Raw genomic sequence first — 24,283 nt, forward strand, 5'->3', positions numbered from 1 at the left:
CGGAGGCGCGAAGCCTCCGGCCTTCTGTCGTGGTTCTGGGGCCGCCGGGCGTCAGCCGCTGTTGGCGTTCGAGCTTCGGCTGGTGCCCGCGCCCATGTTCGGCGTGCTGTCGAGCGCCTCAGACGTGTTCTGGCCCGAGAAGCCGGGCGCCGGCGTGACGTAGCCGTCATCGTGGAACTCGTAATTCGTGCCCTGGCTCGGGCTGTAGACCTCATCATACGAGGCGACGGTCTCGCCGTCGGGCGCATAGCCGTAGGCGCCTTGCTCCTGAATGACGGCGGACTGTGCGAAGGCCGCGCCCGTGGAGAGCGCCAACACGCCAGCGGCTGCGATCAAGGTCCTCATATAAATCTCCTGTCGTCATGGCGGACAAAAGTCGTCCGCCTCTTGGGAGATGAACTGGGGTGCGGCATGCGAAATTAAACCGCGCGCAACCTCAAATGAGTTTGACCGCTGGATGACAGAGAGTGATGGAACCCCACGCAGCGAACTCTCAGGGCGAGAAACTCTCGCCCTGTAAGCCGTCCAAGGCGTGGACGACAACTCGCTCAGTGCCCGTCGATCTTGTTCTGAGCGCCCTGCCAAGCGAGGAAGTTCTTTCGGGCTTCCTGCACGAACGGGCTGCGACGCACCGCGCCCATGAAGGCGCGGCCGATGGCTCGGCCGGGCTGGCGCATCGGGCGCTCGAACTGGACGAGCAGCACCACGCGGGTCTCGTCGGTCTCGTTCCAGACCTCGTGGTGATAGGTGTCGTCGAACACGAGGCACTTGCCCTCATGCCAGTGCACCATCTGGTCGTGCACCGCCATGCGGACGGACCTCCAGTCCTTCGGCACCACCACGCCGAGATGGCAGGTGATGAGGCCTTTGGTGACGCCGCGGTGACGCGGGATTCGGGCGCCGGGCGCGAGAATCGAAAAGAAGGCGCTGTTGAGCCCGGGCACGCGGCTCGCGATCTCCGCCGTCACCGGGGCCTTCGCGCAATTGTCGTCGACCCGATAGCCGTAGCCAAAGAGGAAGAACGATTTCCACTTCCGGTCCGCGCCCAGCCGTCCGTGGTCGGGGGAAATGTCGGGCAGGACGGGAATGTCCTCGAACTCGAGCACCTTCAGCGCTTCGACCCGAATCTTGTCCCAGTTCGCCTCGAGCTCGGCCGTCCAGGGAAAGGTCGCGGGATCGAAGACCGGAGGATTTCCCACCGCTGAGGACTTCGCGAGGATGTCGTCGAACCACGGCCGAAGCTTCTTGCCCGTCCGATAGATGAAGCTGCGCTTCGGCTTTTTCGCCTTCAAAGGCTGTGCGAGGTCGACCATCGTCATGCTCTTGGATCAAGGCCGCCGTCCGCGGGTCGAACGGAGGCTGTCGGTTACCTGTCAAAAGGTACCGCAGATGACCAAGTCATGACAGTATCGGCGATGCAACATCGCGTTGCAAAGAACGCAGTTTTGAACGCTTTCAGACGCTATGCGCGGCCCGTCGCCACGGGTCGTCCGCCCGCGCCCCATTCCGCCCAGGAGCCGTCGTAGAGGCCGTCGGCGGACTTGCCGAGGCCTTCGAGCGCGAAGGCCAGCACGGCCGCCGTCACGCCCGAGCCGCAGGTCGTGACGATCGGCTGCGCGACGTCGACGCCGGCCGCCTCGAAGGCGGCGCGCAGTTCCTCGTCGTCCTTGAGCCGGCCGTTTGCGACGAGCTCGGAGAACGGCAGGTTCAGGGCCCCCGGCATGTGGCCGGATGCGAGGCCCGGCCGCGGTTCGGCGGCCTCGCCGCGGAAGCGTGGACCCGATCGGGCATCGACCACCTGGCCCGAACAAGCATCGAGCGCGGCCGCGACCTCGTCGGCCGATTTCACCGCGGAGGCGTCGAAACGCGCCTTGAACGTCTCGGGCTTGCGGGCCGAGGGGCCGGTCTCGGTCGGGCGGCCCTCGGCGAGCCACTTCGGGAGACCGCCGTCGAGCACGTAGACGGTCTCGACGCCCATCGTCCTGAACGACCACCAGACCCGAGGCGCGGAGAACAGGCCGCTCGCGTCGTAGACCACGATGGTCGCGCCGCCGCCGACGCCGAGGCCGCCCACCGCGTCCGCGAAGGCCTGCGGGGAGGGCAGCATGTGCGGCAGGCCCGAACTCGGATCAGAAATCGCGTCGACGTCGAAGAACGCCGCGCCCGGGATGTGTCGCTCGAGAAACTCTGCCCGTCCGTCGCGCTTGGCGTCCGGCAGGTGCCAGGAGCCGTCGACCGGGATCAGGGTCGGGTCGCCGAGTCGGTCGGCGAGCCAGTCCGTCGAGACGAGATAGGGATTGCTCACTGCGTCACCTTGGCGAGATCGACCTTGGGGGCGCGCTCCAGCCAGCCCGGAACGGGCAGCTCCTTCGAGCGCAGGAACGCCGGGTCGAACAGCTTCGACTGATAGCGCGTGCCGTAGTCGCAGAGGATGGTCACGATGGTGTGGCCGGGCCCGAGATCCTTCGCCAGCCGGATCGCGCCGGCCACGTTGACGCCCGACGAACCGCCGAGGCAAAGCCCTTCATGTTCGAGCAGGTCGAAGACCACCTGGACCGATTCGGAATCGGGAATCTGGTAGGCGTGGTCGACCGTAAGGCCCTCGAGGTTCGCGGTGATGCGCCCTTGCCCGATGCCTTCGGTGATGGACGAGCCTTCCGCCTTCAGTTCGCCGCTCGTGTAGTAGCTGTAGAGCGCGGCGCCGGGCGGATCGGCGATCGCGACCTTGATCGCCGGATTGCGTTCCTTGAGCGCCATGGCGCAGCCCGCAAGCGTGCCGCCCGTGCCGACCGCGCAGACGAAGCCGTCGACCTTGCCTTCGAGATCGTCCCAGATCTCCGGGCCGGTCGAATCGATGTGCGCCTGCCGGTTCGCGACATTGTCGAACTGGTTGGCCCAGATCGCGCCTGCGGGCTCGGTTTTCGCGAGCTCCTCGGCGAGGCGGCCCGACAGTTTCACGTAGTTGTTCGGATCCTTGTAGGGGACGGCCGGAACCTCGACGAGCTCGGCGCCGGCGAGGCGCAGCATCGCCTTCTTCTCCTCCGACTGGGTCTCGGGAATGACGATGACGGTGCGATAGCCGAGCGCGTTGGCCACCAGCGCAAGGCCGATGCCCGTGTTGCCAGCCGTGCCCTCGACGATGACGCCGCCGGGCTTCAGCTCGCCCCGCTTCACCGCGTCCTCGATGATCCAGAGCGCGGCGCGATCCTTCACCGACTGGCCCGGATTCATGAACTCCGCCTTGCCGAGGATTTCGCAGCCGGTGGCCTCCGAGGCGCGCGCGAGCCGGATGAGCGGCGTCCGGCCGATGGCGTCGACAAGACCGCTGCGGATCTGCATGGGCGATTATCCGGAAGAAGAGGGATCGGGACGGGTTTTGGAGCCGCGCAATCTAGGCGCCGGCGCGCGCCTTGGGAAGCGCGACGCGCATGCGAGGGCGTATTGATCCGAGGTTGCAGGCGTGGCGTAAGTCGTGTCCGGGGGACGGCGCATGTGGCGACCGCATCCGGCTCGAGGCCGGGGCCTCGCCTTAAGGACTGCTCGTGCTCGAACCGCCCACAGGCCTGACGCCGTCCGAGACGCCACGGCCGGTCGACGCCCTGCTCGCCGGCTATGTGGCCGGCGCGCTGGGGCCTCACCTCCACGCGTTGGTGGAGTCGCATCTCATCCTGTCGGGCGAGCACCGGGACGTCGTCCGCGCCATGGAGGCGCAGATCGGCGAGGAGATCGAGCAGATCGAGCACCGCCCCTATGAGCCGGCCGCGCGCGACGCCGTGTTGGGAGCGATCTATGCGGGCGGCTGGTACGGCCGGCCGAAGCCCGAAAAATTCGATCCGGACGTTCCCGAGCCGCTCGACCGGCTGATCGGGATGAGTCTCGCGCAGGCGCCCTGGCGGTTCGCGGCGGCAGGCGTTCTGGAGCATGTCGTGTTCGCCGACGGGACGACGAAAGCCTCGCTGCTGAAGATCGCGCCCGGACGGGGGGCGCCCAGGCACACCCATTCGGCCATGGAGGCGACGTTGGTTCTCAAGGGCGCGTTCACCGACGAGATCGGACATTTCACGCGCGGCGACATCGCGGTCGCCGACGGCTCCATCGATCACCGGCCGGTGGCCGATCGCGACGAGCCCTGCGTCTGCTTCGCGGTGACCGAGGGACCGTTGCGCCTCACGGGACCGGTCGGTCGGCTCCTGCAGAAGATGTTCGGCCGATGAGCGGCGAGATCGTCGTCAAGGGCGTGCGCGTCGCCTGGGTGACGGGCGCGAGCTCCGGAATCGGCCGCGCCGTCGCGCTCGAACTTGCGGCCTCGGGCGTCAAGGTGGCGGCGACCGCGCGCCGCTCCGACGCGCTCGCCGAGCTCGCGGCCGAGGCGCTCGGCCGCGGCGGCGTCGTGGCGGCCTTTCCCGGCGACGTGACGGACGCCGAGGCGATGGCGTCGATCGTGGCCGAGATCGAAGCGAGCCTCGGCGCGATCGACCTCGCTGTGCTCAACGCCGGGCTGTTCATCCCGGTGAAGGCCGAACCTTTCGACCTCGGCGCGTTCCGGAAAACCTTCGACGTCAATCTCGGCGGAACGGTCGGGTGCCTCGCGGCGGCTCTGCCGGGAATGACGGCGCGGCGGTCCGGAAACGTGGTGATCGTCGCTTCGGTCACGGGCTATGGCGGGCTGCCGAGCTCGGCGGCCTACGGCGCGACGAAGGCGGCGCTGATCAACCTCGCGGAGGGGCTGAAGTTCGATCTCGACAAGCTCGGGGTCGGCATCCAGGTGGCCAATCCCGGCTTCGTCGACACGCCGGCGACGAAAAAGAACGCGTTCGCGATGCCGGCGCTCATGCAGGTCGACGAGGCGGCGAGGCGCATCGTGCGCGGGTTGGGGGAGGGGTTCGAGATCACCTTCCCCAAGCGCTTCACCTATGTGCTGAAGGCGCTGAGATTGCTGCCCTATCCGCTGTATTTCCGGCTCGTCGCGAAGGCGACCGGCTGGGACAAGCGACGCTGACGGTCCGGCTTCAGCGCGCGGCGGCGATCTTTCGCGCGAGCTCGTTCTGGGAGGCCTCGTCGAGCGGAAAGCGCCACATCAGCGCGACGGCGAGGAGCTTCAGCGCCACGGGCAGGCCGCCATAGAGCCAGGCGAGCGTTTCGAGGCCGGCCGGCGACCTCTCGCCCGCCGCCGGGTCGAAGCCGGCGAGCGCCAGGACGGGAAACGCGATCCCGACGGCGGCGGCGAGCGCGAGCTTGGTGGCGAGGCCCCAGGCGGCGAGGTAAAGACCGGAGCGCTGGTCTCCCGAGGTCGCCGTGTCCACGTCGATCGCGTCAGCCTGGATCGCCGGCGGCAACACGAGGTCGGCCCCGACCCCGAGACCCGACAGCACGCAGATCGCGCCGAACGCCGCCACGTCGCCGGGGCCGAGAAACGGCGCGAACAGGAACACGGCGCAGGCGAGCAGCATGGCCCAGCACCAGGCTCGATGCTTCGACGTTCGCCGCGCAAGCGCGAGCCACAAGGGCACGCCCGCGATTCCAGCGGCGAAGTAGGCGACGAGGAATGGTCCCGCGAGATCCTTGGCGCCGAGCCGCTCGGCGACGAAGAACAGGAAGAGGGTCGCGGGCAGGCCGTTGGCGAGGCCGTTGACGAAGAAGGCGGCGAGCAGCCGCAGGAACGCGGCGTTGGCGCGCATCGCCCTGAGGCCTTCGCCGATGTTCAGGCGGGCTCGGCTGCGGTCCTCAGGCTCTGGCGTCAGGGCGACGGCGACGAGGGTGAGGATCGGCAGGCCGATCCCGACGAGGATGGCGTAGGAACCGAGCACCGCGCTCTGGCCGCCGCCTGCGACCGCCGGCGCGATCGCCTGCAGGGACAGCGCGACGAGCGTGCCGACGAGAGCGGCGGTCTCGCGCCAGGCGGCGATGCGGCTGCGGCCGGCGTAGGTCGTGGAGAGCTCCGCGCCCCAGGCCGAGTAGGGGACCAGCGCTGCGGTCCAGGCGATCGAAAGCGCCGAGCCCCAGAACAGGAGATGCAGGGCGCCGGCGCCGTCGGGCGGCGAGAAGATCATCCAGGCGGCGATCGCGGTGGGGACAGCCGCGCCGGCGAACCACAGGCGCCGTCGCCCGAAGGCCGGCCGCCAGCGGTCGGCCAGCAGCCCGACCGCCGGATCGGCGAGGGCGTCGACGACGCGCACCGCGAGCAGCGCCTGTCCGACGACGGCGAGCGGCAGGCCGAGATCTTCGGCGTAATAGGCCGGGACCACGATGTAGAGCGGCAGCGTCAGCACCGCGAACGGGATCGCCGGGAGCGCATAGGCCGCCAGCGCAAGCAAGGAGAGGTCGCGGCGGCCCGTCACGGGCGCACCACTTCTCGTCCAGGCGCTAAGCCGGAATTCAAACGCACGACGCTTCCCGCTTGCGCTCTACGCACAGCCCGTAGCGCATCTGGATCTCGGCTCTGCGGCCGGGACACGAGGGCGGCGGCTGTTCGATCTCGTCCGCTCACGCTCGCGCGAACACGACCTGCCGGACGTCGATGTTGCCGGAGCGAAATCCGCCTTCGCAGTAGGCGAGGTAGTACTCCCAGAGACGCCGGAAGCGTTCGTCGAAGCCGAGCGGCTGGATGGTCGGCCAGGCCGCCCGGAACCTCTCGCGCCAGAGGCCGAGAGTCTCCGCGTAGTCGAGGCCGAAGACGCGCTCGCCGGCGATGCCCAGTCCCGCGCCGGCCGCAGCTTTCCGGAGCGCGGACGGCGAGGGCAGCATGCCCCCCGGAAAGACGTAGCGCTGGATGAAGTCGGTCTCGCGCCGGTAAGACTCGAAGAAGCGGTCCTGGATGGTGATGACCTGGACGCCCGCTGCGCCCCCGGGCTTCAGCCGGTCGCGGATCTGGCCGAAGAACGCCGGCCACCACTGTTCGCCCACCGCCTCGAACATCTCGATCGAGGCGATGCGGTCGTAGGATCCGCGCTCGTCGCGATAGTCCTGAAGTTTGAACGTCACGCGTTCGGCGAGCCCGGCCTCGAACACGCGCCTGCGGGCGAATTCGAGCTGCGCGGGGCTGATGGTGAGGCCTGTCACCTTCGCGCCGACCTCCTTGGCCGCGAACTCCGCGAAGCCCCCCCAGCCGCAGCCGATCTCCAAGACGTGGTCGCCGGTCCGCATGCCGGCGGCTTCGGCGAGCGCGGCGTATTTGCGGCGCTGGCCTCTCCCGAGGTCTCGCTCCTCGCCCTCGAACAACGCCGAGGAGTAGGTCATCGAGGGGTCGAGCCACTGCTCGTAGAAGGCGTTGCCGAGGTCGTAATGCGCCTCGATGTTGCGCCTGGAGCCCTTCTTCGTGTTCCGCTTCATCCAGCGCCCGATGTTCTGGAGCAGGCCGTAGAGCGGCTTGGCCTGCAGATAGGCGTTGACGTGGTCGGCGTTGACGCAGAACAGCTCGAGGAACTTGGCGAGGTCCGGGCTTGTCCAGTCGCCGGTGAGAAACCCGTCCGCGACGCCGATGTCGCCGTCCCGGAGGATGCGCCGGGCGAAGCGGTGGTGGTTGACGATCAGCGTCGCCTCTGGGCCGGGAGCGTCGCCGCGAAACTCCAGACTGCGCCCGTCGGGCAACACGACCGTCAGCGCGCCGATCTTCAGCCGGGCCGCCACCTGAAGCGCGAGCTTCACCTCGAGCGGCAGCCCCTTCGTAGCGGCGGCGACGGACTCGGTGGTCACGCGCAGGGACGGGGAGGGCAGGTCGATCGCCGTCATTCGGCTGCCTCCGGAAGGCGTCCATGCGCGCGGCGGATTGGTCCCGGCGCGTCGAGGCTCGTTTTCTCGGCCGGCGCCTTCGGATGGTCGGCGAGGGCGATCCCCTTCAGCCAGAGCCGCAGCGCCTCGAAATGGATGGCGGCCGTCACCTTGAGGGTCATCAGCGGCGTCCTCACGAGCAGGCCGGCGAGCGAGCGGCTCGTCAGATCGCGTCGTTCGCCTGCGAAAGTCGCTGAGAGAATCGGCCCTTCGGCGTCGCTTTCAAGAATGCGCAGCCGCACGTTTTCGCCCGGCGGGCGCAAGCGGAACGCATAGCTCATGCCCATGTCGAGAAAGGGCGAGACATACATCAGCTTGTCCCGCGTCTGGCGCAGCCCCGCGGGCGTCAGCTCGCCCGGGCGGACGGGCGCCACATAGGCGTGGCGCTCATGGAACGTGTTGGTGACCTCGTAGACGACGGCCTTCAGCGCCCCGTCCGCGCCGTAACACCAGTAGGTCGCGAGCGGATTGAAGACGTAGCCGAGAATGCGCGGGTAGCAGAGCAGAAGCACGCGGCCGCCGTCAATCTCGACCCCGGCGCGGGCGAGGACCGCGCGGATCTGGTCGCTGAGCGGCCCCTTTCCGACGCCGTGGTCGCCCTCATGGAAGCTGAGGAGATTGCGGCGTCCGACCGAGAACAGCCGCGAGGCGCGGCCGGCCTGCTCCAGCCGGTCGAGATCGATCAGCAGCGAGAAGACGTCATAGACGAAACGATGCGGCTTCGGCTTCAGCCGGGCGTGCATCACCGGGCCGACATATAGCGAGGCCGCGGCGGCGGGCGGTGGAAAGGACGCCTGGCCGCTCACTCGGCCGCCTGCGCGTCAGGGCGCCGCCACGGGGCGAAGGCCCCTAAGCTCTCGGCGACCGTCAGCCCCGAAACGAGCCCGTCCTCGTGGAACCCGTTGCCGGCCCAGGCCCCGCAGAACCAGGTGCGGTTCAGCCCCTGTATGGCCGGGAGGCTCCGCTGCGCGGCGAGCGCGCTCTTGTCGTATTGCGGATGAGCGTAGCTGAACCGCCGGAACACCTTCGCGGGATCCGGCTCGAAAGGCGGGTTCAGGGTGATGAACAGCGGGCGGTCGGGGTCAAGGCCCTGGAGCGCGTTCATCCAATAGGTCACCGCGACGTCCCGGCCGGCCGCCTCCGGGTCGCGGCGGGAGCCGAGATAGTTCCAGGCGGACCAGACCGCCTTGCGCTTCGGCATCAGCCGCTCGTCGCGATGCAGCACCACGTCGTTCGGGCGGTAGGTGATGGCGCCGAGCGTCGCGCGTTCGGCGGGCGTCGGCTGGGCGAGGATCTCGAGCGCCTCGTCGGTGTGGGCCGCGACGATCACGGCGTCGAATCGGTCCTGCCCGCCAGCCGCGTCGACGATCGTGACGCCGCTCCTGTCGCGCTCGATCGAGACCACCGGCGTCGCGCGGCGGATCTCGCCGCCGTGTCGGGAGATGGCCTCGACGTAAGATCTGCTGCCGCCCTCCACGGTTCGCCAGATCGGCCGGTTCATGTCGATGAGCTTGTGGTTGTCGAAGAAGGCGATGAAGCTCTCGGCCGGAAAGTCGAGCACGTGGATCGCAGGCGTCGACCAGATCGCGGCCGCCATCGGGATCAGGTAGTCGTCGCGAAACCGCCGGGAGAGACCGTGGCGGTCGAGCCAGGCCCCGAGGCTGAGGCCGGAGAGCAGGCCGGCTGCGCGGTCGGCGCGGCACAGCTTGTTGAAGCGCAGGACCTCGCGCAGCATCCACAGGTAGGACAACGCGACCATGTTGCGGCGCTGCGCGAACAGGGTGCCGAGCGTCTTGCCGGACCACTCGAACGCCCCGCCGTCGAGCGACAGGCCGAAGCTCATCTCGCTCGCCTTGGTCGCGACGCCGAGCTCGGCGAAGAGCGAGGTCAGGTTCGGATAATTGAGTTCGTTGTAGACGATGAATCCGGTGTCGACCGCGATCGCGCGGCCGTCATAGTCGATGTCGACCGTGTGCGAATGTCCGCCGAGCCGCGGCTCCTTCTCATAGAGGACGACGTCGTGGAGTCCGTCGAGCGCCCATGCCGCGGCGTTGCCGGCGACGCCGGCTCCCACGATCGCGACCCGACGGCGTCCCTCGGCGATGTCCACGCTCATCAACTCCTCGACTTCAGCTTGTCGAACGCCGCGAGGGCGCGGCCGCGCGCCTTCGCGTGGTCGACGATCGGCTTCGGATAGGTCTGGCCCAGCGTGACGCCCGCTTTGGCGAGCACGTCGTCGGGGGCTTCCCACGGCGTGTGGATCCACTTTGCGGGCATCTCCGAGAGCTCCGGCACGAAGGCGCGGACGTAGTCGCCCTTCGGATCGAACTTCTCGCCCTGGGTCGTCGGATTGAACACGCGGAAATAGGGCGCGGCGTCGGCGCCGGAGCCCGCGACCCACTGCCAGTTGGCGGGATTGTTGGCGTGGTCGGCGTCGACCAGCGTGTCCCAGAACCATTCCTCGCCGTCGCGCCAATGGATCATCAGATGCTTGATCAGGAACGAGGCCGTGATCATTCGCACCCGGTTGTGCATCCAGCCGGTGGTCCAGAGCTGGCGCATGCCGGCGTCGACGATCGGGTAGCCGGTCAGGCCCTTCGTCCAGGCCTTGCGATGCGCGGCGTCCGGTTCGCCCCAGGGGAACTCGTCGTAGCGCTTCTGGAAATTCTCGGTCGCAAGCTTCGGATTGTAGAACAGGATGTGGTGGTTGAACTCGCGCCAGCCGAGCTCGGCGCGAAACGTGTCGACGTCCTTCGGGCTCGCCGGACCTTCGCTGCGCGCCTGCTCGACCGAGTGCCAGAGCTGGAAGGGGCTGACCTCGCCAAAACACAGATGCGGCGAGAGCCGAGACGTGCCGACGCGGTCGGGGCGGTCCCGATCGCTCGCATAGCCCTTGAGGCTGTCGTCGAGAAACCGCTGGAGCTCCTTGCGCGCTCCGGCCTCGCCGGGCGTCCATGACCCGCGCAGTCCGCCGGCCCAGTCGGGTTTCGAGGGTTCTAGGCCGAGGTCGTCGATCTTGACGCCCTTGAGCGCCTTGCCGGCCTCGATCTTGGCTTTCGTGGGCTTCGGCAGCGGCGGGCGCGGCCCCCCGCGCGCCTGGGCCGCGCGCCAGTAGGGCGTGTAGACCTTGAGCGGCTCTCCCGCCTTGGACTTCACCTCCCAAGGCTCGTTGAGCAGGCGGCCGTTGAAGCTTTCGGCCTCGAACCCGTCGTCGCGCAGCGCCGACTTCAGGCGCTCGTCGATCTTCACGCCGGCCTCGAAATAGCGCCGGTTCCAGAACGCCGAACCGACCCCGGCCTCGTCGACCGCCTCGCGGATCACCTCCTCGGTCTTGCCGCAGCGCACCGCGAAGGGGAGGCCGATCGCCTCGCAGTCCTTGGCGAGGCTCTTCAGCGATCTTGCGAGCCACCAGCGCGAGGCGCCGCCGAGCGGACGCATCGCCGCCGTCTCCTCGTCGTGGACGTAGAGCGCGGTGACCGGACCGCCGGCCTTGATCGCGGCCGCGAGAGCGGGATTGTCCGCAAGTCTCAGGTCTTCGCGCAGCCAGACGAGCGCGCCCGACGGCTGGTCTTTCCTCGACGATGTTCGATCGGCCATGGGGCTCCGCTCGCGGACGTTCCGGACCGCCGCGCGGTTGGCATTACGACGGAGGTCGGGGTCCGGATCATGAGCAGGCGCGCTGTGATCGACACGCTTGGCCGGCGTCCGGGGAATCGGAGGTGACGTCGCCAACGAAAAAGGGGCCGACGCGGCGCGCCGACCCCTTTTTGAAACTGGCTCCTCGGGCAGGATTCGAACCTGCGACAACTCGATTAACAGTCGAGGGCTCTACCGCTGAGCTACCGAGGAACGGGCGGACGTCGTCGTCACATCCCGAGGGGCGGCGCTATAGCAGACGGAATCGGACGGCGCCAGCCCGTTTCGCCGCTTTGCGGTGCCATGGTGAAACTTTGGGGAACGCAGAGGCGACAGTTCCCCGCGCTTCTCGGTGAGTTTCCAAGGGATGGCGTTTTGACGCGCGGCGGGCGCCCGCCGCGCACGAGTCGCTGACGGCCTGCCAGTCTGTCCGGCGGATCGATCTCGACGGCTGATAGGAGAAGAGGTGGAGGCCACGCCCGGAATCGAACCGGGATACAAGGATTTGCAGTCCTCTGCGTAACCATTCCGCCACGTGGCCCCGTGTGCTGGTCTCGAAGGTCATACGACCTTCAGAAATCGGCGTTCGCGGAAGGGACGCTCTCCATAGCGGAGGGGCCGCCCGCCCGCAACACGCAGCGCAAGGCTTGCGCGCGCGCGTCGCGCCCGCTTGAAAGCGCCGGCGCGCTGCCGCAAAAGATCGAACGAGCGCCTGCGGTCCTCGCCGCGGGTCCTGCGGCCGAAGGGACGATGACGATGACGGATTTCGAGCGCCTGCGGCTCGGCATGGTGGACGGGCAGATCCGCACCGCCGACGTCACTGACCACCGCGTGATCGGCGCCTTCCTGTCCGTGCCGCGCGAATCCTTCGTGCCTGAAGCCCGCAAGGGCCTCGCCTATCTCGACGCGCGCGTCCCGCTCGGGCCGACGGGGCGCGCCATGCTCGAACCGATGATTCTCGCGCGATTGGTTCAGCTCGCCGCTCCGGTCGAGGGGGAGCGGGCGCTCGTCGTCGGCTGCGGGCTCGGCTACACCGCCGCAGTGCTCGCGGCGCTCGGCCTCGACGTGGTCGCGCTCGAAGAAGAGGCCGACCTTGCGCGCGGCGCCCGCGAACGCCTTGTCGGGGTCGACGTGGTGGAGGGGCGGCTGGCCGACGGCGCGCCGCAGGCCGGGCCCTACGACCTGATCTTCTGCGATGGCGCGATCGTGACCGGCGCGGATCGCCTGGGCGCGCAGCTTACCCCCCGTGGACGGCTCGTGGCGCCGGCCGGCCAGGGCCGCACCACGCGGGCCACGGTGTTCCGGCGTTCCGACCAAGGCCTGGCGGCGGCGACGTTTTTCGACGCTGCCGGCGCGACGCTGCCGGGCTTTGGCCCGGTCGAGGCCTTCGCGTTTTGAGACATGCCAGTGTGGCTGCTTTGCGCCACCCGGCCGCTACTTTTTGCCAATGCGAAAGCGGCCGTTTCGCCCGCTGACGCGGAACGATAGGCTGCTCCCCGGGACGCGTCATGGACCTGAACCGCACGGAAAAATCCGGCGGGGAGAGGTCGCAATCCGGTGAGTTGAATGTCGACGAGCGTTAAGGTCCGTCGCCGCGGGGATTTCTATGCCGCCGCCGCGTTCGGGTTCGCATGCCTGCTGGCGAATACGAGCGCGCAGGCGCAGACGCTCGAACAGGCGCTGTCGCGCGCCTATCTGGCGAATCCCACGCTGAACTCGCAGCGCGCTTCGGTGCGCGCGACCGACGAGCAGGTTCCGCAGGCGCTGTCCGGCTACCGGCCGATCATCAACGCCACCGGCGACGTCGGGGTTCAACGCAGCAGCACCAAGCTCGACGACAGCGGCAGCGGCGCAATCCCGGACCTCAGCGCTTTCAACCGCCGCCAGCGCGCGCAGATCGGCGGGTTGCTCTCGGAACTAGGCTCCTCGCCGACCAAGGGCACCGCCTACCCTCGCGGCGTCGGCATTCAAGGCCAGCAGACGATCTACGACGGCCAGCAGACCTACAACCGGGTCCGCACCGCCGAATCGAACATTCTCGGCGCCCGTGAGCAGCTCCGGAACTCCGAGCAGAACGTGCTGTTCGACGCCGCCCAGGCCTATATGGACGTGCTGCGCGACTACGCGATCCTCGACGTCCGCAAGAACAACGTCGACGTGCTGCAGGAAGAGCTCCGCGCCGCGCGCGAGCGCTTCAACGTCGGCGAAGTGACGCGCACCGACACCGCGCAGGCCGAAGCGGCCGTGGAAGGCGCGCGCACCGCGGTCAGCCAGGCCGAGGCCAATCTCAACACCAGCCGCGCGACCTATCGCCAGATCGTCGGCGAGGACATCGGTCGCCCCCGCGCTGCGAAGTCGATCGACAAGCTGCTGCCGAAGTCGCTCGGCTCCGCCATCAATCTGAGCCAGGCCCAGCATCCGGCGATTCTCGCCGCCTTCCACGGCGTCGACGCCGCCACGCTCCAGATCCGCGTGCTCGAGGGCGCGCTGCTGCCGCAGCTCGGCGTCGAGGCGGCCTTCTCCCGCCGCTGGGACGACAGCCTGCAGCAGCCCGGCCGCACGACCGTCGGGTCGCTCGTCGGCCGACTCACCATCCCGATCTATCAGGGCGGCTCGGAATATTCGTCCGTCCGCCAGGCCAAGGAGACGGCCGGGCAGCGTCGCCTCGAGGCCGACATCTCGCGCGACCAAGTGCGGCAGGCCGTGGTTTCGGCCTGGGGCAACGTCGAATCGACGACCGCGCAGATCTCCTCCGCCCAGGCCCAGATCGAGGCCAACCAGGTGGCGCTGAACGGCGTGCGCGAGGAGGCCAAGGTCGGCCAGCGCACCACGCTCGACGTGCTCAACGCTCAGCAGCTCGTGCTCGACTCGCGCGTGACCCTGATCCAGGCGCAGCACGATCGGGTCGTCGCCTCCTATGCGTTGATGTCGTCGGTCGGCTGGCTCACCGCCGCCAAGCTCGGTCTGGCGGTGGCCAAGTACGACCCGAACGTCCATTACGAGCAGGTCCGCGACAAGTGGATCGGCCTGCGGACGCCGGACGGCCGCTAAGGCGGCCCAACCGCTCGCCTCAGCTGTGGGCGACGGGGTCCGGGCGCTTGTTCTGACGCGCTCCGATGCAATACTCGACGCGGATGTGGGGTCGGCGTCCCGAAGCGATTCGTGAGCTCCGCCGGAGGCTTGTGGCCGGCGGCGCTTCGGGCGGCTCCATGAACCGAGCGGAGAGCGTATGAGCAGCCCGGCGAAGGCTCACGAGCCCACGATGGAGGAGATCCTGGCGTCGATTCGCCGGATCATCTCCGACGACGAGCCCGGCGCCGCGCGTCCGTCGTCGAAGCCCGTCGAGGCCGAAGCCGTGAAGCCCATGGAAGCTCCGAAGCCGGCGCCCGCCGCCGATCCCGAGCCGGCCGCCGCCGATCTCGGGCAGGACGACATCGACGCGATGTTCGCCGCGATGGACGCCGCGCCGACGGAAGCGAAGGCGCCGCCCGCGCCGCCGCCGCCGATCGACCTCGAGGATGATCTCGAGGTGCTCGAGCTCACCGAAGACCTGGTGGAGGAGCCCGTCGCGCCGCCGCCGCCGCCCCGACCGGAGCCTGCTCCCGCGCCCATGTCCGCTCCGGCGCTGCGCGAACGGATCGCGGCCGAGACCGACCGGCTGCTTTCTCCCCGGACGGACGAGTCGGTGCAGGCCGCCTTCGGCAGCCTCGCCAACACGGTGCTCGCGGGCTCCGCGCGCACGCTCGACGACATCGTGCGCGAGATGCTGCGCCCGATGCTGAAGGCCTGGCTCGACGACAACCTGCCCCCGCTCGTGGAGCGGCTCGTCCGTCAGGAGATCGAACGGGTGGCGAGGGGCGGGCGATAGCGCCTTTCCCGGCGGTGCGCATGAGGAGCTGCGGGTCATGAAGGACGAAGCCCTTTATTTCGGCCACAAGGTCGATCCCCGGCGCAACGACGTCGTTTATCTCTGCCTCGACCGCTGCGTGCGGATCGGCGGCGAGCTCGACCGCCTCATCAGCTTCGACCTTCGGAGCGAGGCCGAGGTCGACCGCGCGGTGGAGGAGTTGCGCCGCCAGCTCGACGCCGCCGCCAAGGGCGCGAAGGCCGCGCTCAAGCGGCGTTCGGCCAAGCGCAAGCAGTGAGACGCCTGGTCAACGCGTCGCGGCCTTGACGCCCGGAGCGCGCTTCGCTTCAACGGCTCCCCGATCGGAACCTTGAGCCGCGACCCTCGGGCGCGGCGGTAATCGCGAAGACGATGCTCGAAAAAACCTACTCGCCGGCCGACATCGAGGCCCGGATCGCTTCCCGCTGGGACGAGGCCGGGGCCTTCAAGGCCGGGGCGGGCTCAAAGCCCGGCGCCGCGCCCTATTCGATCGTCATTCCGCCGCCGAACGTCACCGGCTCGCTCCACATGGGGCATGCGCTCAACAACACGCTGCAGGACGTGCTGGCGCGCTTCGAGCGGATGCGCGGGCGCGACGTGCTGTGGCAGCCGGGCATGGACCATGCCGGCATCGCGACGCAGATGGTCGTCGAGCGCCAGCTGATGGAGCGTCAGGAGCCCGGTCGCCGCGACATGGGCCGCGACAAGTTCGTCGAGCGCGTCTGGGAGTGGAAGGCGGAATCGGGCGGGCGGATCTTCAGCCAGCTGAAGCGGCTCGGCGCCTCGGCCGACTGGTCGCGCGAGCGCTTCACCATGGACGAGGGCCTGTCCCGCGCGGTCGTCAAGCTGTTCGTGCGGCTGCACCGCGACGGGCTGATCTATCGCGACAAGCGCCTGGTGAACTGGGACCCCAAGCTCCAGACCGCGATCTCGGACATCGAGGTCCAGTCGATCGAGACCAAGGGGCATCTCTGGCACCTGAAATATCCGATCGAGGGCACGGACGAGTCGATCACGGTCGCCACCACGCGGCCCGAGACGATGCTCGGCGACGCCGCCGTCGCGGTGCATCCCGAAGACGAGCGCTACAGGCATCTCGTCGGCAAGAACGTCGTGCTGCCGCTCGTCGGCCGCCTCATTCCGATCGTCGCCGACGAGTACTCCGATCCGGAGAAAGGCACCGGCGCGGTCAAGATCACCCCGGCGCATGACTTCAACGATTTCGAAGTCGGCAAGCGCCACGGCCTTCCGCTCATCAACATCCTCGACGCAGAAGGGCGGCTCGCGGTCGCGGGCAACGAGGCGTTCCTCGCGGGCGTCGCGGCGTCTGCGGATCTCGATCTCGTTCTGGCCATGCAGGGGATCGACCGCGCCGAGGCCCGCAAGCAAGTGCTGGCGCTGCTCGAAGAGCGCGAGCTGATGCTCGAGGCCGAGCCGCATGTCCATCAGGTGCCGCATGGCGACCGCTCGGGCGTCGTGATCGAGCCGTTCCTCACCGATCAGTGGTACGTCGACGCCAAGACGCTCGCCGTCGAGGCGATGGCGGCGGTGCGCGACGGACGCACCAAGTTCACCCCCGAGAACTGGTCCAAGACCTATTTCGAGTGGATGGAGAACATCCAGCCCTGGTGCGTGTCGCGCCAGCTGTGGTGGGGCCACCAGATCCCGGCCTGGTTCGGGCCGGACGGCGCGATCTTCGTCGAGGAGACCGAGGAGGCGGCGTTGGCCGCCGCCGAGAAGCATTACGGCTCGAGAACCGCGTTGACCCGCGATGAGGACGTGCTCGACACGTGGTTCTCGTCGGCGCTCTGGCCGTTCTCGACCATGGGCTGGCCGGACGAGACGCCGGAGCTCGCAAAGTATTACCCGACCTCGGTGCTGGTCACCGGCTTCGACATCATCTTCTTCTGGGTCGCTCGGATGATGATGATGGGGCTCTACGTGACCGGGACCGCGCCCTTCGCCGACGTCTACATCCACGCCCTCGTCCGCGACGAGAAGGGCGCGAAGATGTCGAAGTCGAAGGGCAACGTCATTGACCCGATCGACCTCGTCGACGCTTACGGCGCCGACGCGCTGCGCTTCACTCTGGCCGCGATGGCCGCGCAGGGGCGCGACATCAAGCTCGCGACGAGCCGTGTCGAGGGCTACCGCAACTTCGCGACCAAGCTCTGGAACGCCTCGCGCTTCGCCGAAATGAACGGCTCGGCGCCGGTCTCGGATTTCGACGCCAAGACCGTCAAGGCGACGCTCAACCGCTGGATCCTCGGCGAGGCGGCGAAGGCGACCGCCGAGACGACGGCGGCGCTGGAGGCCTATCGCTTCAACGAGGCCGCGGCTTCGGTCTATCGCTTCGTGTGGAACGTGGTCTGCGACTGGTATGTCGAGCTCGCCAAGCCCGTGCTGCAGACCGAGGTCGAGACCGGCGAGGCGGTGGAGACCCGCGCGACGCTCGCCTTCGTGCTCGACCAGTCGTTGAAGCTGCTGCACCCCTTCATGCCGTTCGTGACCGAGGAGCTCTGGGCCGCGCGCGCGGCGGACGCCGGCCGCGACGGTCTGCTGATGCTGTCCGGCTGGCCGGCGCTTGAGGGGCTCGGCGACGCCGAGGCCGAAGCCGAGATCGGCTGGCTGGTCGAGCTCGTGACCGAGCTGCGCTCGGCCCGCGCCGAGATGGGCGTGCCGGCCGGCGCGACGCTGCCGCTCGTGGTCGTGGGCGGCGACGCGACGACGAAGGGCAGGGCCGAGCGCTCCGCGCCGACGCTCGCCCGCATCGCGCGCGTTTCGGGCGTCTCCTTCGCGGACGCCGCGCCCAAGGGCGCGATTCAGCTCATCATCCGCGGCGAGGTGGTGGCGGTTCCGCTGGAAGGCGTCGTCGACATCGCGGCCGAAAAGGACCGGCTCTCGAAGGAGCGCGACAAGGCGATCGGCGAGATCCGGCGCATCGACGGCAAGCTCTCCAACGAGAGCTTCGTCGCCCGCGCGCCCGAGGAGGTCGTCGAGGGCGAGCGCGAGAAACGCGCCGGCTATCAGGAGCGCCTCGCCAAGATCGAGGCGGCGCTGAAGCAGCTCGGCGACTGACCGGCCGAGCTAAGCCGAACTGCGTGCTTCGAGACGGCCGTGAGGCCGCGTCTCGAAGCGCGCACCTGCGCCCCGATTGCGCGAACCCGCCGCATCAACATCCCGGCCCCGCGCGCTATCTCCGCGTATTGAGGGCGTAGCGGAGTTCAGAAACATGCTCACCCGGCGGGACACGATGGCGTTGATCGGCGCGGGGGCGCTCGCGCCGATCAACGCCCATGCGCAGGAGCAGGCGGCGGCGGGAGGGCGCAAAGTGTTCGACCACGGCGTCGTCATCGAGAAGGCGCGGCAGCTCTCGCTCCAGCCCTATGCGGCCCCTGACGCGAAGCTCCCCGAGGCGCTCGACAAGCTGTCCTTCGACGACTTCCGCGCGGTTCGCTTCAAGCGCGACCGAGCGCATTTCGGCGGTTCGAAAAGCGGGTTCCGCATGGAGCTGTTCCATCGCGGCTTCCTCTACAAGAACCCGGTGACCGTGAACCTCGTGCGCGAGGGCAATCCGGCCCCGATCCCCTACGATCCGTCGTTCTTCGATTTCGGGCCGACCAAGATCCCCGGCCGCATGCCGATCGACTTCGGCTTCGCCGGGATCCGCATCCTGTTCCCGCTCAACAAGCCAAGCGTGATGGACGAACTTGCCGTCTTCCTCGGCGCGAGCTATTTCCGCTTCCTCGGGGCAGGCCAGCATTACGGCATCTCGGCGCGGGGAATCGGCGTCAACACCGGCGAGCAGACCCCGGAGGAGTTTCCGGATTTCCGCGAGCTCTGGGTGGAGGAGCCGCAGGCGGGCGCGAGCGAGATCGTGGTGCACGCCCTGCTCGACGGGCACTCGCTCACCGGCGCCTATCGCATGGTGATCCGGCCGGGCGAGGAGAGCACGGTCGCGGTGGGCTCCACGCTGTTCCCGCGCGTCGACTTGCCGAAGCTCGGCGTCGCGCCGCTGACCTCGATGTTCTTCTATGGCGAGAACGACCGCGAGCATTATCGCGGCTTCCGCCCCGAGGTGCATGACTCCGACGGCCTGCTCATCCGGACCAGCGTCGGCGAGTGGACCTGGCGGCCGCTGACGAACCCGAAGGCGCTGCAGAATTCGGTCTATCCCGAGCCCGCCGTCCAGGCCTTCGGCCTGCTGCAGCGCGACCGGCTGTTCGAACACTATCAGGATCTCGAGGTCCGCTACGACCTGCGCCCGAGCTACTGGATCGAGCGCGAGGGCGACTGGGGCGCCGGGAGCGTCAGGCTCCTGGAGCTGCCGACCGACAACGAGACCTTCGACAACGTCGTCGCCTACTGGACGCCGGACGCTGCGCCGAAGGCCGGCGAGACGCTGCGCTATTCCTACAAGATCCGCTCGCTGAAGCTCGCCGAGCGACTCACGCCGAAGGCGAGGGCGATCCACACCTTCGTCACTGAAGCGCGCGCATCCGGCGATCCCAACGCCGGCCCGCAGGACGTCCGCCGCTTCATCGTGGACTTCGAGGGCGGCGAGCTCGACTACTGGCTCGACGAGCCGAAGCGCGTCGTCACTGACACCGGCGCGAGCCTCGGCAAGATCGAGGCCGCCTATGTGGTCCCGAACCGCGAGATCGGCGGCTTCCGCCTGTTCCTCGACCATCGCATCGAGCAGCCCGGCCAGGAGGCGCAGCTGCGCGCGGTGCTGAAGGTCGGAGACAAGGCGCTCACCGAAACCTGGGTGTTTCCGTGGAAGCGCGAGGGCTGAGGTTGGCGGTCCAAGCTGCGCGGCACGCTACCGAAGTCCGATGGCGGCCGGACGGCGAAGGCGGGATACCGGTCGCGCGGAGCGCGTAGCGAGTCCTTGCGGACTGCGGGCGATGCGGGGAGGGGCCGTTTGGACGTCCTGTTCGTTCACAACAACTTCCCCGGCCAGTTCGTGCACGCCGCGCAGGCCTTCGCGCGGCGTCCGGGGGTGAGGGTGTTCGGCGTCGGCGGTCCGACCGCGCGGCCGCGGCCCCATGTCGGGCTCGCCGCCTACCGCATCCCCGAGAAGCCGCCGAGCGGCGGGCATCCGCTCGGCGAGCGCTTCAATTCAGACGTCATCCGCGGCGAGCTCGCCGCCGGCGCCATGCAGAGGCTGAAGAAGGAGATGGGCTGCGATCCCGCGCTCGTCGTCGGCCATACGGGCTGGGGCGAGACCCTGTTCGCCCGCGACCTCTTCCCGAACGCAAGGCACGTCGCCTTCTGCGAGTTTTTCTACAACGCGTCGGGCGCCGACGTCGGTTTCGACCCCGAGTTTCCGGAGCAGGGGCTGCGCACGGCGCTGCGCATCCGGGCAAAGAACGCCGGAATGCTGACGGCGCTTGCGGCCGCCGATCTCGGCCTGTCGCCGACCGAATGGCAGAAGAGCCAGCACCCCCGCTTCCTGTGGGACCGCATCGCGGTCGCCCATGACGGGATCGACACCCGCGCCGCCGCCCCGAAGGCGAACGCCCGCTTCCGCCTTCCCGACGGCCGGGAGCTGCGTCCGCGCGACGAGGTGATCACCTTCGTCAACCGCCAGCTCGAGCCCTATCGCGGCTATCACGTCTTCATGCGCGCTTTGCCGGAGATTCTCAGGCGGCGGCCGGAGGCCCAGGCCCTAATCGTGGGCGGCGACGGCGTCTCCTACGGGCGCAAGGCGCCGGACGGTAAGAGCTGGAAGGACATCTTCCTCGACGAGGTGCGCGACCGGCTCGACATGAGCCGCGTCCATTTCCTCGGCCAGATCCCGAAGCCCGATTTCCTCGCCATGCTCCAGGTGTCGACCGCCCATGTCTATCTGACCTATCCCTTCGTCCTGTCGTGGTCGCTGCTCGAGGCGATGGCGGCCGGCGCGCCGATCGTGGCCTCGGGCACCGCGCCCGTTCGCGAGGCGGTGGAGGACGGCGTGACCGGGCGCCTGTTCGATTTCTTCGACGTCGCGGGGCTGGCCGAGGCCGTTTGCCGGACATTGCAGGACCGCGAAACGCTCGGGCCCATGCGCCGCGCTGCGCGCGACTTCGCGGTCTCGCGCTACGACCTTGCAAGCGTTTGTCTTCCAAAGCAGATGTCGCTGTTCGACCAGCTCGTGAGCGGCGCCGCGGCCGGTTGACTTCCCGCCCCGAAAGGCCAGTGGCGCAAACGCAACAGCCTCGGAATGGAGCGCGTTCCGCCTCAGACTGCGACCAAATCGCCGCCATTACGCCACAAAGGAGAGGCTAGAACGTCTGTAACCCGCTGAAAGAAAACGCGAGTTTGGTTAACGCCGGCCGGGGGGCCGGGGACGTTCCGAAGTCAGCGGGTTGCGAACGTGTCTGGGCGTCTGTCGACCGGGGGGTCGGAGGCGGCTCGCCCAAGCGTCCGCCGGAACGTCCGTCATGGAGGCGGTTCGCCTCCGAGGGGTGCGTAAGCGGATGGACGCCAAGGTCTTCGACAAGACGAAACTTCCGAGCCGTCATGTGACGGAAGGGCCGGCGCGCGCGCCGCACCGCTCGTATCTCTACGCCATGGGGCTGACCAAGTCCCAGATCCACCAGCCGCTGGTCGGCGTCGCCTCGTGCTGGAACGAGGCCGCGCCCTGCAACATCTCGCTGATGCGCCAGGCGCAGGCGGTGAAGAAGGGCGTCGCCTCCGCCAACGGCACGCCCCGTGAATTTTGCACCATCACGGTCACCGACGGCATCGCCATGGGCCACGAGGGCATGAAGTCCTCGCTGGCCTCGCGCGAGGTCATCGCCGACTCTGTCGAGCTCACCATGCGCGGCCACTGCTACGACGCGCTGGTCGGCCTCGCCGGCTGCGACAAGTCGCTGCCCGGCATGATGATGGCGATGGTGCGCCTCAACGTGCCGTCGATCTTCATCTATGGCGGCTCGATCCTGCCCGGCACCTTCCGCGGCCAGCAGGTCACCGTGCAGGACATGTTCGAGGCGGTCGGCAAGCACTCGGTCGGCGAGATGTCCGACGAGGACCTCGACGAGATCGAGCAGGTCGCGTGCCCCTCGGCCGGCGCCTGCGGCGCGCAGTTCACCGCCAACACCATGGCGACCGTCTCCGAGGCGATCGGCCTCGCGCTGCCCTACTCGGCCGGCGCGCCCGCGCCTTACGAGCTCCGCGACAAGTTCTGCGCCGCCGCCGGCGAGCAGATCATGGAGCTGATCGCCCGCAACATCCGCCCGCGCGACATCGTCACCCGCAAGGCGCTCGAAAACGCCGCGACGGTCGTCGCCGCTTCCGGCGGCTCGACCAACGCCGCGCTGCACCTGCCGGCCATCGCCCATGAGTGCGGCATCGAGTTCGACCTGTTCGACGTCGCCGAGATCTTCAAGCGCACGCCCTACATCGCCGACCTGAAGCCGGGCGGAAAATACGTCGCCAAGGACATGTTCGAGGTCGGCGGCATCCCGCTGCTGATGAAGACGCTGCTCGACCACGGCTTCCTGCACGGCGACTGCCTGACCGTCACCGGCCGCACCATCGCCGAGAACCTCGAGAAGGTGCGCTGGAACCCGGATCAGGACGTCGTCTATCCGGCCGACAAGCCCATCACCCGGACCGGCGGCGTCGTCGGTCTCAAGGGCAACCTCGCCCCGGACGGCGCGATCGTGAAGGTCGCGGGGCTCAAGAACCTGAAGTTCACCGGTCCGGCGCGCTGCTTCGACAATGAGGAGGAGTGCTTCGCGGCGGTCCAGAAGCGCGACTACAAGGACGGCGAAGTCCTGGTCATCCGCTACGAGGGCCCGCGCGGCGGACCCGGCATGCGCGAGATGCTCGCGACCACCGCCGCGCTCTACGGGCAGGGCGCGGGCGACAAGGTCGCGCTCATCACCGACGGGCGCTTCTCGGGCGCGACGCGCGGCTTCTGCATCGGCCATGTCGGGCCGGAGGCGGCGGTCGGCGGCCCGATCGCCCTCCTGAAGGACGGCGACATGATCACGATCGACGCCGTCGAAGGCGTGATCGAGGCCGCGGTGAGCGAGGAGGAGTTCGCCGCCCGCGCAAAGGACTGGACGCCGCGCGACCACGGCTTCGGCTCGGGCGCCATCTGGAAATTCGCGCAAGGGGTCGGTCCGGCCCGCTACGGCGCCGTCACCCATCCCGGCGGCAAGGGCGAGCAGCGCACCTATGCGGACGTCTGATCGTCTCGGAGCCTTCGCGGTGGTCACGCTGGCGGGGCTCACCCTCGCCAGCGTCGCCTTCGCCTTCGAGGGCACGACCTCGAAGAAGGACCAGGAGTCGCCCTATCAGGCGTTCCGGGCCGGCGCCCGCGCCTACATCGCGGGCGACAAGGCGAGCGCGGTCAATTCGCTGCTCGACGCCGCCAAGCGCGGGCACGCCATGGCCCAGTGGAAGCTCGGCCGGATGTACGCCGAGGGCGACGGCGTCGAGAAGGACGACGTCAAGGCGTTCGACTATTTCAGCCAGATCGCCAACGCCCACGCCGACGACGCGCCGGACACGGTGCAGGCCCGCTTCGTCGCCAACGCCTTCGTGGCTCTCGGGAACTATTATCTCGAGGGCGTTCCCGGCAGCCCGATCCGCGCAGACCAGGCGCGCGCCAAGGAGATGTTCTCCTACGCCGCGTCGTACTTCGGCGATCCGGACGCGCAGTACAATCTCGCCCGGATGTATCTCGACGGCGGCGGGCCCAAGGACGCCCGTCAGGGCGCGCGGTGGCTCGGCCTTGCGGCCAACAAGGGCCAGCGCGAGGCGCAGGCCGTGCTCGGCCACATGCTGTTCAACGGGATCGACATCCCGAAGCAGTCGGCCCGCGGGCTGATGTGGCTGACGCTCGCCAATTCCGCCGCGGGTTCGGGCGACAAGTGGATCCGCGACCTCTACGCCGAAGCCGCGGCGGCCGCGACGCCCGAAGAGCAGACCAAGGCCGCCGACTATGTCGAGGCCTGGAGCAAGGACAGGGACTGACTTGCGCGGCGACCTCTT

At 68.8% G+C, this 24,283-nt stretch carries 20 protein-coding genes and 2 tRNA genes; 11 read left to right on the plus strand and 11 right to left on the minus strand.

What is annotated here, in order from left to right; all coding sequences use genetic code 11:
- Window positions 1-51 precede the first annotated feature (51 nt).
- From ACFOWB_RS15520 to ACFOWB_RS15535, 4 genes are all read right to left on the minus strand, one after another.
- A complete protein-coding gene (locus tag ACFOWB_RS15520) occupies window positions 52-345 on the minus strand; it encodes a hypothetical protein (protein WP_378148144.1) in 294 nt (97 codons plus the stop codon).
- Window positions 346-548: 203 nt separating this feature from the next.
- Window positions 549-1,313 carry an aspartyl/asparaginyl beta-hydroxylase domain-containing protein gene (locus tag ACFOWB_RS15525; protein WP_261403094.1) on the minus strand — a complete coding sequence of 255 codons (765 nt, stop codon included), beginning with the start codon at window positions 1,311-1,313 and terminating at the stop codon, window positions 549-551.
- 149 nt (window positions 1,314-1,462) lie between these two features.
- The gene (gene sseA / locus ACFOWB_RS15530) at window positions 1,463-2,305 is read right to left on the minus strand and encodes a 3-mercaptopyruvate sulfurtransferase (protein WP_261403095.1); all 843 of its coding nucleotides are present in this window, start codon (window positions 2,303-2,305) and stop codon (window positions 1,463-1,465) included.
- Window positions 2,302-3,339, minus strand: a complete 1,038-nt coding sequence (locus ACFOWB_RS15535; protein WP_378148146.1) for a cysteine synthase A — start codon at window positions 3,337-3,339, stop codon at window positions 2,302-2,304. The genes sseA and ACFOWB_RS15535 overlap by 4 nt, the downstream gene beginning before the upstream one ends.
- Window positions 3,340-3,542: 203 nt before the next feature.
- Here ACFOWB_RS15535 and ACFOWB_RS15540 point away from each other — a divergent pair, with 203 nt between their 5' ends.
- Both ACFOWB_RS15540 and ACFOWB_RS15545 read left to right on the plus strand, forming a co-directional pair.
- On the plus strand, window positions 3,543-4,214 hold the full coding sequence (locus ACFOWB_RS15540) for a ChrR family anti-sigma-E factor (protein WP_378148148.1): 672 nt from the start codon (window positions 3,543-3,545) through the stop codon (window positions 4,212-4,214).
- Window positions 4,211-4,999 carry an SDR family NAD(P)-dependent oxidoreductase gene (locus ACFOWB_RS15545; protein ID WP_261403097.1) on the plus strand — a complete coding sequence of 263 codons (789 nt, stop codon included), beginning with the start codon at window positions 4,211-4,213 and terminating at the stop codon, window positions 4,997-4,999. Before ACFOWB_RS15540 ends, ACFOWB_RS15545 begins: the two co-directional genes overlap by 4 nt.
- A gap of 10 nt (window positions 5,000-5,009) precedes the next feature.
- On the opposite strand, the gene ACFOWB_RS15550 is transcribed toward ACFOWB_RS15545, so the two are convergent.
- The 7 genes from ACFOWB_RS15550 to ACFOWB_RS15580 all read right to left on the minus strand — a co-directional run bounded on the left by ACFOWB_RS15550 (window position 5,010) and on the right by ACFOWB_RS15580 (window position 11,944).
- Window positions 5,010-6,338, minus strand: a complete 1,329-nt coding sequence (locus ACFOWB_RS15550; RefSeq protein ID WP_378148151.1) for an MFS transporter — start codon at window positions 6,336-6,338, stop codon at window positions 5,010-5,012.
- Window positions 6,339-6,483: 145 nt separating this feature from the next.
- On the minus strand, window positions 6,484-7,728 hold the full coding sequence (locus tag ACFOWB_RS15555) for a class I SAM-dependent methyltransferase (RefSeq protein WP_378148153.1): 1,245 nt from the start codon (window positions 7,726-7,728) through the stop codon (window positions 6,484-6,486).
- Complete coding sequence (locus ACFOWB_RS15560; protein ID WP_378148155.1) at window positions 7,725-8,573, minus strand: DUF1365 domain-containing protein; 849 nt, start codon at window positions 8,571-8,573, stop codon at window positions 7,725-7,727. Before ACFOWB_RS15560 ends, ACFOWB_RS15555 begins: the two co-directional genes overlap by 4 nt.
- The gene (locus tag ACFOWB_RS15565) at window positions 8,570-9,883 is read right to left on the minus strand and encodes an NAD(P)/FAD-dependent oxidoreductase (protein ID WP_378148157.1); all 1,314 of its coding nucleotides are present in this window, start codon (window positions 9,881-9,883) and stop codon (window positions 8,570-8,572) included. The genes ACFOWB_RS15560 and ACFOWB_RS15565 overlap by 4 nt, the downstream gene beginning before the upstream one ends.
- A complete protein-coding gene (locus ACFOWB_RS15570) occupies window positions 9,883-11,364 on the minus strand; it encodes a cryptochrome/photolyase family protein (RefSeq protein ID WP_261403099.1) in 1,482 nt (493 codons plus the stop codon). Before ACFOWB_RS15570 ends, ACFOWB_RS15565 begins: the two co-directional genes overlap by 1 nt.
- Before the next feature lie 177 nt (window positions 11,365-11,541).
- Window positions 11,542-11,616 (minus strand) — tRNA-Asn (locus ACFOWB_RS15575).
- Window positions 11,617-11,870: 254 nt separating this feature from the next.
- Window positions 11,871-11,944: transfer RNA gene (locus ACFOWB_RS15580), tRNA-Cys, on the minus strand.
- 215 nt (window positions 11,945-12,159) lie between these two features.
- Here ACFOWB_RS15580 and ACFOWB_RS15585 point away from each other — a divergent pair.
- The 9 genes from ACFOWB_RS15585 (at window position 12,160) to ACFOWB_RS15625 (ending at window position 24,265) form a co-directional block, all read left to right on the plus strand.
- Window positions 12,160-12,801 carry a protein-L-isoaspartate O-methyltransferase family protein gene (locus ACFOWB_RS15585; protein ID WP_261403100.1) on the plus strand — a complete coding sequence of 214 codons (642 nt, stop codon included), beginning with the start codon at window positions 12,160-12,162 and terminating at the stop codon, window positions 12,799-12,801.
- Between the two features lie 168 nt (window positions 12,802-12,969).
- The gene (locus tag ACFOWB_RS15590) at window positions 12,970-14,454 is read left to right on the plus strand and encodes a TolC family outer membrane protein (RefSeq protein WP_261403101.1); all 1,485 of its coding nucleotides are present in this window, start codon (window positions 12,970-12,972) and stop codon (window positions 14,452-14,454) included.
- A 559-nt stretch (window positions 14,455-15,013) separates the two neighbouring features.
- On the plus strand, window positions 15,014-15,271 hold the full coding sequence (locus ACFOWB_RS15595) for a PopZ family protein (RefSeq protein WP_261405841.1): 258 nt from the start codon (window positions 15,014-15,016) through the stop codon (window positions 15,269-15,271).
- A 37-nt stretch (window positions 15,272-15,308) separates the two neighbouring features.
- Window positions 15,309-15,548: a hypothetical protein gene (locus ACFOWB_RS15600; RefSeq protein WP_378148160.1), complete on the plus strand. Its 240-nt coding sequence runs from the start codon at window positions 15,309-15,311 to the stop codon at window positions 15,546-15,548.
- A gap of 113 nt (window positions 15,549-15,661) precedes the next feature.
- The gene (locus ACFOWB_RS15605; protein ID WP_378148162.1) at window positions 15,662-18,367 is read left to right on the plus strand and encodes a valine--tRNA ligase; all 2,706 of its coding nucleotides are present in this window, start codon (window positions 15,662-15,664) and stop codon (window positions 18,365-18,367) included.
- Between the two features lie 154 nt (window positions 18,368-18,521).
- The gene (locus ACFOWB_RS15610) at window positions 18,522-20,084 is read left to right on the plus strand and encodes a glucan biosynthesis protein (protein ID WP_378148164.1); all 1,563 of its coding nucleotides are present in this window, start codon (window positions 18,522-18,524) and stop codon (window positions 20,082-20,084) included.
- Between the two features lie 129 nt (window positions 20,085-20,213).
- Complete coding sequence (locus ACFOWB_RS15615; RefSeq protein ID WP_261403103.1) at window positions 20,214-21,452, plus strand: glycosyltransferase; 1,239 nt, start codon at window positions 20,214-20,216, stop codon at window positions 21,450-21,452.
- A 301-nt stretch (window positions 21,453-21,753) separates the two neighbouring features.
- Window positions 21,754-23,478 carry a dihydroxy-acid dehydratase gene (ilvD, locus tag ACFOWB_RS15620; protein WP_261403104.1) on the plus strand — a complete coding sequence of 575 codons (1,725 nt, stop codon included), beginning with the start codon at window positions 21,754-21,756 and terminating at the stop codon, window positions 23,476-23,478.
- Window positions 23,465-24,265, plus strand: coding sequence for a tetratricopeptide repeat protein (locus ACFOWB_RS15625; protein WP_261403105.1), 801 nt, complete (start codon window positions 23,465-23,467; stop codon window positions 24,263-24,265). The genes ilvD and ACFOWB_RS15625 overlap by 14 nt, the downstream gene beginning before the upstream one ends.
- Window positions 24,266-24,283 lie beyond the last annotated feature (18 nt).

This window comes from Chenggangzhangella methanolivorans, from assembly GCF_042648545.1.
Lineage (GTDB): Bacteria > Pseudomonadota > Alphaproteobacteria > Rhizobiales > Methylopilaceae > Methylopila > Methylopila methanolivorans.